At 45.0% G+C, this 12033-nt stretch carries 16 protein-coding genes; 7 read left to right on the top strand and 9 right to left on the bottom strand.

The genetic code is table 11. The annotated features are described in order from the left end of the window. The first annotated feature begins 67 nt into the window (after positions 1–67). From ACO0KW_RS01000 to ACO0KW_RS01010, 3 genes are all read left to right on the top strand, one after another. On the top strand, positions 68–1009 hold the full coding sequence (locus ACO0KW_RS01000) for an OmpA family protein (protein ID WP_423049771.1): 942 nt from the start codon (positions 68–70) through the stop codon (positions 1007–1009). A 41-nt stretch (positions 1010–1050) separates the two neighbouring features. After that, positions 1051–1368: a DUF883 family protein gene (locus ACO0KW_RS01005; protein ID WP_423049773.1), complete on the top strand. Its 318-nt coding sequence runs from the start codon at positions 1051–1053 to the stop codon at positions 1366–1368. A gap of 65 nt (positions 1369–1433) precedes the next feature. Further along, positions 1434–2042, top strand: a complete 609-nt coding sequence (locus ACO0KW_RS01010) for a BON domain-containing protein (RefSeq protein WP_423049775.1) — start codon at positions 1434–1436, stop codon at positions 2040–2042. A gap of 265 nt (positions 2043–2307) precedes the next feature. On the opposite strand, the gene cls is transcribed toward ACO0KW_RS01010, so the two are convergent. The 3 genes from cls to ACO0KW_RS01025 all read right to left on the bottom strand — a co-directional run bounded on the left by cls (position 2308) and on the right by ACO0KW_RS01025 (position 6100). Further along, positions 2308–3924, bottom strand: a complete 1617-nt coding sequence (cls, locus tag ACO0KW_RS01015; protein ID WP_423049777.1) for a cardiolipin synthase — start codon at positions 3922–3924, stop codon at positions 2308–2310. A 73-nt stretch (positions 3925–3997) separates the two neighbouring features. Beyond that, on the bottom strand, positions 3998–4849 hold the full coding sequence (locus tag ACO0KW_RS01020; protein ID WP_423049779.1) for a Crp/Fnr family transcriptional regulator: 852 nt from the start codon (positions 4847–4849) through the stop codon (positions 3998–4000). A gap of 96 nt (positions 4850–4945) precedes the next feature. Further along, positions 4946–6100 carry a glycine zipper 2TM domain-containing protein gene (locus tag ACO0KW_RS01025; protein ID WP_423049781.1) on the bottom strand — a complete coding sequence of 385 codons (1155 nt, stop codon included), beginning with the start codon at positions 6098–6100 and terminating at the stop codon, positions 4946–4948. A gap of 511 nt (positions 6101–6611) precedes the next feature. Between ACO0KW_RS01025 and ACO0KW_RS01030 the strand changes: the two genes are divergently transcribed. Together ACO0KW_RS01030 and ACO0KW_RS01035 are read left to right on the top strand one after the other, a co-directional pair. Next, complete coding sequence (locus ACO0KW_RS01030; RefSeq protein WP_423049783.1) at positions 6612–7694, top strand: UTP--glucose-1-phosphate uridylyltransferase; 1083 nt, start codon at positions 6612–6614, stop codon at positions 7692–7694. A gap of 114 nt (positions 7695–7808) precedes the next feature. Further along, on the top strand, positions 7809–8210 hold the full coding sequence (locus ACO0KW_RS01035; RefSeq protein ID WP_423049785.1) for a PRC-barrel domain-containing protein: 402 nt from the start codon (positions 7809–7811) through the stop codon (positions 8208–8210). Positions 8211–8440: 230 nt separating this feature from the next. On the opposite strand, the gene ACO0KW_RS01040 is transcribed toward ACO0KW_RS01035, so the two are convergent. The 5 genes from ACO0KW_RS01040 to ACO0KW_RS01060 all read right to left on the bottom strand — a co-directional run bounded on the left by ACO0KW_RS01040 (position 8441) and on the right by ACO0KW_RS01060 (position 9961). Further along, entirely contained in the window at positions 8441–8644 is a 204-nt protein-coding gene (locus ACO0KW_RS01040; protein WP_423049787.1) for a CsbD family protein, read from the bottom strand. 70 nt (positions 8645–8714) lie between these two features. Further along, positions 8715–8867 carry a DUF3309 domain-containing protein gene (locus ACO0KW_RS01045; RefSeq protein ID WP_423049789.1) on the bottom strand — a complete coding sequence of 51 codons (153 nt, stop codon included), beginning with the start codon at positions 8865–8867 and terminating at the stop codon, positions 8715–8717. Between the two features lie 23 nt (positions 8868–8890). Next, entirely contained in the window at positions 8891–9175 is a 285-nt protein-coding gene (locus tag ACO0KW_RS01050) for a hypothetical protein (protein ID WP_423049791.1), read from the bottom strand. Positions 9176–9286: 111 nt separating this feature from the next. Further along, entirely contained in the window at positions 9287–9436 is a 150-nt protein-coding gene (locus tag ACO0KW_RS01055) for a lmo0937 family membrane protein (protein ID WP_423049793.1), read from the bottom strand. 84 nt (positions 9437–9520) lie between these two features. Then, complete coding sequence (locus ACO0KW_RS01060) at positions 9521–9961, bottom strand: glycine zipper 2TM domain-containing protein (RefSeq protein WP_423049794.1); 441 nt, start codon at positions 9959–9961, stop codon at positions 9521–9523. A 226-nt stretch (positions 9962–10187) separates the two neighbouring features. Between ACO0KW_RS01060 and ACO0KW_RS01065 the strand changes: the two genes are divergently transcribed. Continuing rightward, on the top strand, positions 10188–10736 hold the full coding sequence (locus ACO0KW_RS01065) for a hypothetical protein (RefSeq protein WP_423049796.1): 549 nt from the start codon (positions 10188–10190) through the stop codon (positions 10734–10736). A 146-nt stretch (positions 10737–10882) separates the two neighbouring features. Next, on the top strand, positions 10883–11194 hold the full coding sequence (locus ACO0KW_RS01070) for a BON domain-containing protein (RefSeq protein ID WP_423049798.1): 312 nt from the start codon (positions 10883–10885) through the stop codon (positions 11192–11194). A gap of 119 nt (positions 11195–11313) precedes the next feature. Here ACO0KW_RS01070 and ACO0KW_RS01075 read toward each other — a convergent pair whose 3' ends face one another. Continuing rightward, complete coding sequence (locus ACO0KW_RS01075; protein ID WP_423049800.1) at positions 11314–11994, bottom strand: L,D-transpeptidase family protein; 681 nt, start codon at positions 11992–11994, stop codon at positions 11314–11316. Positions 11995–12033 lie beyond the last annotated feature (39 nt).

Consider the following 12033-nt stretch of genomic DNA (forward strand, 5'->3'; position numbering starts at 1 on the left):
CTAGTTCACCTGATTTGCATCCATCGAATTCGTTTAACAAATTATCCAAAAATAATAAGGAATTTTTATGAAAACATCGTTAACCCGCGTCATGACACCCATCGCCATTGCTATCAGTGTGCTCTTAGGCGCTTGCAGCACGACCCCTAAAACAACTGCATTACTTGATCAAACCCGCAGTGATTTTATGATGGCACAAAATAATCCTGCCGTCGGTACTTACGCACCATTAGAAATGAAGCAAGCTAGCGAAGCGTTAGCGGTTGCGAATGAATCTGCTCTGAACAAAGACAGCGAACAAAAAATCGATTCACTCGCGTATCTGGCAAAGCAAAAAATCGCTACCACACAGGAAGTTGCCAAGCAAAAGTCGGCAGAAGCTGACGTACAAAATAGTAACAAGCAACGCGATCAATTGCGATTAGATCAGCGTACGCAAGAAGCTAACCAATCAAAGATAGCGGCAGACCAAGCCAAGCTGGCGGCGGATCAGGCGAAATTGAATGCGGAACAATCCAAGCAGGCAACGAAAGTTGCGCAAAACGAAACCATGGAAGCGCAACGCTTAGCGCAAGAAGCGCAAGCGAAGACAGCCAAACTTGAAGCGCAGTTGGCTGAGTTAGCAGCGAAAAAAACGGAACGTGGGATTGTGATTACCTTTGGTGATGTTTTATTCGATACCAACCAATCGCGTTTGTCACCAGAAGGCATGCGAATTGCCCAAAAATTAGCCGATGTCTTACAGCAAAACCCGCAGCGCATGGCGCTGGCTGAAGGTTTTACCGATAGCGTTGGAACGAATGCCCACAATCAAGCCTTATCCGAGCGTCGTAGTGAAGCCGTGCGAAATGCTTTGCAAGGTATGGGTGTCAGTCGCGATCGTGTCAGTAGTCGTGGTTATGGAGAATCGTTTCCGGTTGCGGGCAACCAGACTGCCGATGAACGTCGCTTGAATCGCCGCGTAGAAATTATTTTGTCAGATGACAGCGGCAAGATCGCACCGCGTTAATCCTCACAATTGCAGAAACGTAAAAACTCAGAAAGCACAAAATGGCTAAGAATAAATTTAATAGCAGCTACCAAGCTGTTACTCAGGACTTCAACGAACTAGTTAAGGATGCACAAATGTTATTTGAAGAAGCAACAACACTTACCGGTGAAAAAGCAAACGAAGCGATCAAGCGCGGGATGGAACTTTTAGAAGTTGCAAGTAAAAAGCTCTATGAAGCACAGAACAGCGTCATCAATTCGGCAAAAGAAGCAAGTGATTGTACCGAAGTCTATGTCAAAGAAAATCCGTGGCGTGCGATCGGCACAGCGGTCGGTGTCGGCTTAGTGATAGGCGTGATTATCGGTCGCCGTCGATAAGTTCGACACGATCCATCAGGTCTCTATTTTATTCATTCCACTTCATATCAATATTAGGATTTATCATGACTGCACTCCCTACACAAAAAAAGAACATCAAACAAACTGCAAACAGTAACTTACTGTTTGGCATCGTGGCTGTCAGCTTAACGCTCGGCAGTTTGGCTGCATGCAACCGATCCACAGAACCAGTCGCGCCTGCGGCGTCTGTCACAATCGGCACAGAGGTGGATGACGCGGTGTTAACCACCAAAGTAAAATCTGCATTGATGGCTGACGAATATGTTAAAAGCTTGGATATAAAAGTCGAAACTTTTAAAGCCGATGTCATGCTGAGTGGTTTTGTCGATACGCAGGCACAAATGGACCGAAGCGTCGAAGTCGCGAAAGCCGTGATGGGTGTGCGTAATGTGAATAATAAATTGAGCTTGAAAGATGGTACTCAATCTGTGGGCAACAAAATTGACGACACAGTGATTACTACTAGCGTCAAGGCAGCGATGCTGGCTGATCCGATTATGAAAAGCCGTGAAGTGTCGGTTGTGACCGTCAAAGGTGAAGTACAACTCAGTGGTTATGTCGACAGCGAAACGCAAATTTCCCATGCGACAGATGTTGCGAAAACCGTGGATGGTGTGGTCACTGTTGTGAATCACATGACCGTTAAGAAGTAAATAGGCCTTACAACTGAACGGCGCTCAATACATCGATTGAGCGCCGTTTTTTTATGCATGAGATTGAATGCAATTATTATCGAGGTAATTGTTCAGCCAAAGGCAAATTTAATACAAACAACATTGGTGGCCAAGCCAAGCCAAGCCAAGCCGAATTTGATCTGGTATGACGTGTATGCGTTTTGGTTCTTCTCAGAGATGCTAAGAGATGGTCGCCTCTTCGTGACTGAATGGCTACGCTTTATAGACGACACTAAAACCATTACTAAAGCCAATACGCCAGACGCCGCGCAAACCATTGTTTAACGCGGTCAAGTACGGGACGCTGCGACCACGATTCTTCGCTGATTGGTGTAGACGATCGCAAGTCTTCCGAAAATGCGCTTTCCATTTCTTGTCCGAAGGCGGTGCTGTAGACCACAACATTAATCTCGCGATTATGTAAAAAACTCCGAGTATCAATGTTAGTCGAACCAACAGTAGACCATTGACCATCAATCACCGCCGTTTTCGCGTGTAGCACCGCTACTTTCAGTTGAAATAATTGCACACCTTGTTCCAGCATCTCGGTGAAATACGACTTTGAAGCTTGCGAAACTAAGTCGTTGTCATTCACGCCAGGCAGTATCAATTTCACTTCGACCCCGCGCTTTACTGCCGCGCCTAAGGCCGCCAGAATCGCTTTATCTGGCACAAAATAGGCGCAGGTAATGTGAATGCGATGTTGGGCTTGATTCAGCGCTAATAAATAGGCTTGATAAATATCTTGGTTATCCTGTGGTCCACTTGCTAAAACCCGTACGAGATGGGTTCCGCTTTGTTGTAAAGTCGGAAAAAAGTCGGCGACTGGTAACTCTGAAAATCTCAGGTTTTTTTCCTCTAACCATGTATCTAAAAACACCCACTGCACCGCCGCGACTGCCGGTCCGATTATTTGTATGTGAGTATCACGCCAGCCCACAGAAGGATTGGTGCGATGACTTGACCTGAATAGGGAACTAGTCGCATAACTATTACTGATATTTATTCCTCCGGTAAATGCGATTTGCCCATCTACCACTAATAATTTCCTATGATCGCGTTGGTTCGGTGACCAAGGCACTGCTTCGCTGAGTGCGACGACAGGATTGAAAGGATGGAAGGCGAGTAACTCTATACCGGCTGCACTGAGCTCATCAAAAAATGCCTGAGGTGTGCCGAGTGTGCCAACGCTGTCGTAAATGATTCTTACTTGCACACCGGCTGCCTGACGTTCCATCAATAGTTTTGCAAACGCCTTCCCCAGTGGATCTTGGTCGAATATATAGGTTTCTAAATGAATGTGTTTCTTTGCCGCCTTAATTGCTGTAATCATCGCCGCCATCGTTTGCGGTCCATCATGCAACAAGGTAATTTGATTGCCGTCGATTAAAGGATTTCCAGTGACTGTTTGTTCCAAGATAGCCAGTGTGCGCAGATCTTGATACGACCCCTGCCAACGTTTCTTTAACAATGTGGTGCTGGCTTTTTTCGTCAATTGTCCCTGCGCGTCTTTGACAATCAGTTCAGTCTTTGGGCTGCCAGGCGAACTATGATTGACTGCTTTTGATGCAGAAAGTTTGGCGCTATTGTCGGCATGATTATTGATCATTGTCGGTGGTGGGGACTCTGGCGCTGGTGTCTGTGTTGTTAATTGCGATCGTTCTTGCCAATGTACTTCCGCGTGGGGCGCCAATGTGCTGCAAGAGCAACAGCTGGCGAAGGCACAATAAACACCGAATTTCCTTAAGGGCTTAGGTTTGGCGTGAGCATTCTTGTCGAGCGCCTCTGCAGTAAGTATGTTTTCAATACTCATGCAGAGAGAACGACGTTGTGGCTTAAGTTGCTTTTTCGATTGATACACAGCGCCTGCCTGATCACGTATGGTTGATATTGCCTTACCCGTGTTGGGATGCTAGGAGGAGCAGGCACTGGTACTAAGCGAGTGCCATCACCGGTTGTTGATGCGCAGTTCCGACGAATTTGCTAGTTGTTCTGGGCTGACCTTTTTGCACGTTCTTATCACCGGCACGCTCTTTGGTTGAGGAAAACTTTAACAGATCACTCAAAAAAACCGGATCAATAATCACAATCTCACGTTGATTGACGGTGATCACACCAAGACGATGAAATTCGGAAAGTATACGGCTGACAGTTTCGATCGCAACACCGAGATAATTAGCGATCTCATTACGTGACATTCTTAAATTGAAACGGCGCGAAGAATACCCAAGTTGCGCATACCGCTCTCCCATCATGCATAAAAAACGGCCGACTTTCGCTTCCGCGCTCAGACTGCGCTGTACTCCTAACATGTAGCGTTCGCGCACAATCTCCCGGCTCATGATCTGCAATATAGCATGCCCAAATTGTTCTGATTTTTGACACAATTCCTGCAGTGAAGAGTAGGGCAACAAGATGATGTCGCAATCGGATAGAGTCATCGTTTGTGATTGATGATGTTGCCGATGAATGCTGTCTACGCCAATAAGATCTCCCTTCATCGGAAAACTTAATACCAGCTCCTTATCAAGGTCATCGGTCATCGAAGATTTTAGGAAACCACAATTGACTAGAAAGAGATTTTCTAAAGGATCATTATTCAGATGTACAGTCTGTCCAGCCTTAAATCGTACGTGTTGAAAGCGACAGTTGTCTTCGTCTAGATCTTGTGGTCGGCTGATGTGCAATAGATCGCATACTTCCTGAACGCTAGACCAAAGCTCTTTTGACCGATGGTCATTGTGACGAAATGCAGGTCGAATAGTTTGAGCGATGGCAGGCAACATAGTAGGCTTTCTGATGGCTGTTGATGTGAATAAGGGAATGTCAAAAAGTTGCTGTACGGGCGCAATGTGCGGTGCGCGGTGCGCCCGTGCAAAAAATCAAGGATTGCGTATTAATCGACCATTATCAATTTTGACCTGATCGTTGACATGTAAGCCCGGGTCATTCGCAAAACTTAAGGTTTGCGTCGCGCCAGTTTGTAGTCTCACAACGACTTCAAAATGGCTAGTTTTTCGGCTATTGCCTTCAATCGCCCGTCCCGCATAGGCACCGCCAATCGCGCCTGCAATTTGTGCAGCGGTGCGACCATTGCCACCACCAACTTGGCTACCAATTAAAGCGCCTGCAAGGCCGCCGCCGATTGTTCCCAAATAGCCGCCTTCACCGCGGGTTTCGATAATATTAATCGCTTCTATTCGTCCGCAGTTATAGCAAGTATTTTTCTTGGCCGGCGCATTTAATTTTGCTTGCGACATATTGCCGCTTAAGCCTTGTGCTAAGTGCTGGCTGACAGTGCGATCACGCAAGCTCAAATAGGCGATCACGTCACTGCGTGGTGTTATTTGATCGCGACTGCGGATGATGTAATTCGCTGCATATTCACCGCTACCAGATTCAGACATTAATATTTTTCCACGCACACCGCCGATCGCCAACTCGACTCGTGCACCGGGATTACCACTGAGATAGAAGGATAAATTGCTACCCGGATCAAGATCTTCAGAAGCATCAAAGCGGAAGTTTTTTATGACCAAGTTACCAGATACATCATTTTTTGGATGGTAACCAACGCCGATTTGCAAGGATTCATTTAAGACTTCACTGCTGACTAAATTGCCCACCCGCAGGTTAGCAGTAACTTGACTGCGTGCAGCAATTCTGTCGCGTGCGCTGATGGTGTAGGTACCTTCGTATTCGCCTACCCCGACTTCGGTTAAATTGAGATTGCGGCTAGCACCAGCAATGCGCAGGCTAGCTTGACCACCTGGTGTGCCGTACATACTGAAATTGAGATCAACACCAGCCGCCAGTCGTCTTACTTCGTCCACATAAAACGTCTGGATCCGTGGCGCTGCGTTTCTTTCGTTTCTTTCGTTTCTTTCGTTTCTATCCTGGTAATTGTCGGATGGACTCTGCGCTACGGCAAAGTTACTTGCACTTAGTAGAAACAGACTCGACACCAGTAAAGAAAGCGCCTGCATACCATGTTTTGATTGCAGATGATGACGGCGACGTTCGGTGAGTATATACATGATTTTTCTCAATTCTGAATGGAGGTTTGAATGCGATTTGAAAACGGATAGATAAATCCGAATCAGCAGGTCTTATCAATAATTCGGAAAACAAATCGGTGACCATAGAGTCAGGCTACTGATGTTTTTCTTTAGAGACAGTGCGCTAACGCACATTGCCCAATCGTTTGCTTGGGCGAAGTAATAGTGCGAAGTAATAGTGCGAAGTAATAGTGCGAAGTAATAGTGCGAAGTAATAGTGCGAAGTAATAGTGCGAAGTAATAGAGCGAAGTAATAGTGCGAACTAACAGAAAAACCGTGTGTGGGATAGCGCACCGAAATTGCAACGCCAATTGAATAAGCTCTGCAGCTATCAAACTACCGGGGCTGGCGGTCGGGAAACATACCAGCACCAATTTAGACACAGTCAAATTGAGTCGCAACGAGCTTGCTCAGGCGAGCTACCGACTATCCAACGACACACGATGCGAATCGATCTAATCGTGGAAGTTCGTCAACCAGGAGTAAAAAATGCAGATCAAAAAAGCGGTGTTTCCAGTAGCGGGCCTAGGTAGTAGGTTTCTACCGGCGACCAAGGCGCAACCCAAAGAAATGTTAACTGTCGTTGACAAGCCCTTAATTCAATACGCGGTAGAAGAAGCGGTGGAGGCGGGGATCACAGAAATGATTTTTGTGACTGGCCGCAATAAGCGCGCTATTGAAGATCATTTTGATACCGCATATGAGCTCGAAGCGGAGCTGGAAGCGGCTGGTAAACAGGCCTTGCTCGACTTGGTACAAAACGTGATCCCTAAGAACGTCCACTGTATTTATATCCGACAAGCTGCCGCATTAGGCTTAGGGCACGCAGTATTGTGTGCACGCCCAGTCATTGGGAACCATCCGTTTGCAGTTTTGTTAGCCGATGATTTGATGGACGCCGAGCCTGGCTATCCGTCAGCAATTGCGCAAATGGCACAGCAATATTATGCCCATCGCTCCAGCGTGGTGGCGGTGCAAGAAGTGGAACATCACCTCGTACAACAATATGGGATTGTGAGTATCGCTGATCAGTTTAGCCCAGAAATTTTTGGCAATTCACATACGAACCTCAATAGTCGAATAAGCGGAGGAGAAAGCAGAGGAGAAAACAGGGGTGAAAATAGTGAACAAAGCAGCCGTATAGTTTCCCACTTCGCCGATCCGCATTTGCATCGTATCTCTGGCATTGTCGAGAAACCTCAGCCGCATTGCGCACCATCGAACTTGGGTGTCGTTGGGCGCTACATTTTTTCACCTGAGATTTTTGACTATCTTGAGCACATAGGCAAGGGTGCAGGTGGCGAGATCCAATTAACAGATGCGATTGCGGCCATGTTGAAGGATTTTCCAGTGCTCGCTTACACGACTGCAGCGACACGTTATGACTGTGGTTCAAAACTAGGTTATTTGAAAGCGAGTGTGGCTTTTGGCCTCAAACATCCAGAAGTTGCGAAAGAATTTCAAGATTATTTGCAGCAAACGAATCGTCTCGTTAAGCAGCAACAATTTGAAGTGCCGCAAGGTGTTTCGACGATTTTTCCGCTGCAACAAAAATTAGCACTGACAGCGTAGCACTAGTGATATTTTCTGATCTATTTTTAATTATGTACGTAAGCGCACCGAGACATGGTGCAATCTAGTGGAAACTGAATCAGCACTTTCGCTTAAACACAATGAGGTTACAAGATGAATTATGAAAATCGTGACATGTTAGGTATTTACAAAAATAGTCAAGAATACGGCCCTGGTCCGCGCCTAATGGGTGCCAACACCTTGATCGGTGACAATGTCTATAATCTGCAAGAAGAACATTTGGGCGACATCAAAGAAATTATGCTGGATGTACCAAATGGTAAAATCGCTTATGCGGTGATGTCGATGGGTGGCGTGTTTACGCTCGGTGAAAAATTGTTCGCAGTGCCTTGGAGTGCACTCACCTTAGATCCAAAAAACAAACGCTTTACGATGGACATGGCGAAGGCACGTTTTGAGAATGCGCCGGGCTTTAGCTCAGATCATTGGCCGAATATGGCGGATGAAGTTTGGGTGACTAATTTACACACCTACTACCATCCTGTTGAAATGTAAAATCTTCTCGTCATTCAATAAATCTCCCTTTGCAATCTTTGCAAGCCACCGCAATATTTTTATTGCGGTGTTTTTTTGGTTCATTTTTTTGGTTCATTTTTTGTTTCATTTTTTGTTTCATTAAATGCTGCAATCGGAATAAAGAAAAAGGGCAGCCAAACATGGCTGCCCTTTTAAATCTGCTGCATTAAATTTTCTTCTTTACAGCTTAATATTCGTCAAAGATCCGCTTACTTTTTCATACTTTTACTTGCCGATTTTTGCACATCTTTAATCGCGGCTTTGGCATCGCCCACAACAACTTGGGCTTTGCCTGCGATTTGATTTTTTAAGCCAGCCACTTGTTGTTGCTTATTTCCAGTGACTTTGCCGATTTCTTGTTGAACTTTGCCACCGATATTTTTGAGGGCGCCGTTTGCTTGATCTTTGTTCATGAAATACTTTCTAGTTGGTGACGATAGTATCGTATCGTCGTTATATGAATTTGCTTCTCTGGCCAGTCAATTACATGCGGCCCGTGAGCAGCAATACGATCAGCACCAGAGCAATGATGCCCAGAGCGCCACTTGGACGATAACCCCAATTTCTACTATGCGGCCAGGCCGGAAAACTTCCGACCAACAGCAACACTAAAATCAATAAAATGATGAGCGACATGGTGATATCTCTAGAAAAAAATATTAAATTTGAGACTTGAAGTAATGAAAGGAATTCACAAACGCATCGCGAATTTTTTCAGTCTCAGTGACCATGTTGTTCCATGAAGCCTCGCTACTATCCAATAAGTTTGCAAATTTCTCTTTTGCGAGGGCAGACTGTATTTTTACTTTGTCGACTTCCAAGTTGTAACGAATTCGGGCATCTTCTTGGAGGTTCGCAGCCGAAAGTTCTAGCCTATGTAATTGCATGTCCAAGGCATCGAGTTCCTGCCGCATGAGTTCAATATATTCGCTTCGAGATTGCATATAATATCCGCAGTAGTTAGAGGGAAATAGTTAGGGGGTTATAGTGAGGACCGGTATGGCATTCAAATCGCCGCTGACTCGTGAAAATGGGAAAGACAATTTTGACTTAGGCTACAAACGACGTCGACCCGTAATAAATCCAACCAGCAGGACGATTACTGCAACGACCAACAGAATGTGGATAAATCCACCGAGAGTGTAAGCACTGACAAGTCCTAATAACCAGAGGACAATCAGAATAATGGCGAGGCTATATAACATAGGTTTCCTTTATGTTCTTGAAGGTGAAAAACTTCTGATGCAAGTCTTAGCGCAAGTGATAATGCACGAAATTTTTGGATGGAATTACTGTAAATACGCCCGGCCATTAGTGATACGTATTCTGTCACCAACGCGAAGATTGCCAATATCGTCTTGATGTACAACGTGACGACCGCCATCATCCATACAAATTTGGATTTGATAATAGTTGTCACTACGATTTTTTTCTAAATTGTTGCCAATGACCGCACCGCCAATACCGCCAGCGACTGTCGCCACGGCGCGTCCGGTTCCGCCACCTACTTGATTGCCGACTATAGCGCCCACGATACCGCCGACTACCGCACCTGCACCGCTGCTGGGACGATCGTTACCAACCCAGTTAATCGATTCAATGGTGCCGTGGGCGCCGTACTGCGTTTGCCCATTTTCATACGGGCGTGAAGTCTGATAGGGTGCATTGCTGGCGCAAGCAGCGAGGCTGGCAACACAAATTAGCATAATAGGTAAGGTAGTTTTTTTCATGATCACTCCTGGTTAGGTTCCTGATAATAGAAAAATACCGTGGCGATTTCTGTTCGGCAGCGCACCCAGACAGTAATAAATACTATGTTAGCTAACGAACAGAGGACGTCTTTGTAAGTCGGTATAAAGACAAGGTCGATGCATTTATATTTGGCGCTGACGTATTAAGCCGTGCAGGCGAATAAGCCTACTCCTTTGATTCACTGTTCTGATAACGAAAGAAAAAATGAAAAAAACTCTACTGATATCAATGGTCTGCGCTAGTGTTTTCGGCCTCAGCGTTAACGCCATTGCCGCAGAACCCGATGCTGCCACCGTTTTCAAAAACGCGAAAATGAAAGCGGATGCGGATTACAAAATAGCTGCGGGGAAATGTAAAGCATTGGCTGATAATCCAAAAGATATCTGCCAGGCAGAAGCAACAGCTGCGCGCGTGCATCTAGAAGAGAACGCTTACGCAGTTTTTCATAACACCTTAAGCGCACGTACTACAGCGATCAAAAAAATCGCAGAAGCCGATTATGAAGTGGATGAAGCGAAGTGCAAATCCATGGTTGGCAATGACAAGGATGTCTGCATAAAAAAAGCCAAATCCGTCAAAGTAGCGGCGATTGCCACTGCTAAGGCAGACAAGAAAGTGATTGAAGTTCGCAAAGATGAAGCGGCTGACAAACTAGATGCAGAATACAAAGTCGCCTTGGAAAAATGCGATGCATTAGCTGGCAACGCAAAAGATGCATGTGTTGCGAGTGCTAAAAAGAAGTACGGTAAGTAATTTTTTTCACTGGACTCCTGCTAGTTTCGCGCTGCGAAATTAGCGAGAAGATACCAGTGCAATGGTTCCATGCTTTAGCTACGCTTTAAATACGCTTTAATTGCTCAGTTAAACTCAGTTAATACTCAATTCAATAGAAAGAATATATGAAAACAATTCAAAAAATCGCTGCGGTCATTTTCGCCTGTTCATTAGTTGCTTTAGCAGGTTGTGCCGCGACAAAGAAACAAGAAAGCACCGGCGAATATATCGATGACTCATGGATCACTACCAAAGTGAAATCAGAAATCTTGAATGAACCGACTTTAAAATCCATGGAAATCAATGTGGAAACATTTAAGGGAACGGTTCAATTAAGCGGCTTCGTCAGTAACGCTGCAAATATCGACAAAGCAGTTTCTTTGGCGCGCAATGTGAAAGGCGTCACAGCGGTAAAAAATGATATGCGTTTGAAGTAATTTGAACAGGTAGTACTGAAGTACAAGAATTCCTTACCAAAGCTTAAACTTTGGTAAGGTTTTTTTGTTTTGGTTATTCAATATTGATTGGTTTTGCGGATTTTTGTTGGTCGCTAACTCTATTTGAACGGCAGCTCTAAAGGAATTTCTTCTGGCATGATGTAAGCGTAACCAGCAGTATGTTGAAATACTTTGCGTATCGTATTTTCATAAAATTCTTTCTCGACATTGATACAACCATAGCTGATCCGATTATCCAAATGCGTTGATGTTTGTAAGCGCTCTTTTCTACGTTCTTTCAGATTATTGGTGAAGATACGATGTATAGAAATCGCGGCATCATAATCTACCCAAAAAATGTCTTGGCCATGCAGATCATGTCCAAATTCCAAAATAAAGCGACCCGCTGGAGTTATTCTTTCCCCGGGTGAAATTTCCATTAGTTTACGATGATTAACCCCAGGTGTTGAATGGTCACCGTGTGTCATCCCTAATAGCACTGGCGTGGTTCCGGCCAATTCACCATTGCTATTAAATATCAATAGTTGCGCATTGACTTTATCAATAATCAGGTAGGGAAACTCTTGGTTGTCACCAGTTTCCCTGATCCAGGCAATCAATTTTTTGAGATCAGCGGATGCGGGAGTCTGATTGAAATAGACAAAGTTGTCGAATTCCAAGGACTCGATTTTTACTATTGCAGAGTGATTTTCTAGCATTGGTGCTGTGTTTAAGTGCGCCTTAACAGATAGGGCTGTGCTGTCTTGACGCATAATTCCAGCCTGTAATGTTTGTGCCACTGCGATTTCATTGCAATAAGCGACGAACAGAATAAAGCC

The sequence above is a fragment of the Undibacterium sp. Ji22W genome, from assembly GCF_049340305.1.
Lineage (GTDB): Bacteria > Pseudomonadota > Gammaproteobacteria > Burkholderiales > Burkholderiaceae_D > Undibacterium.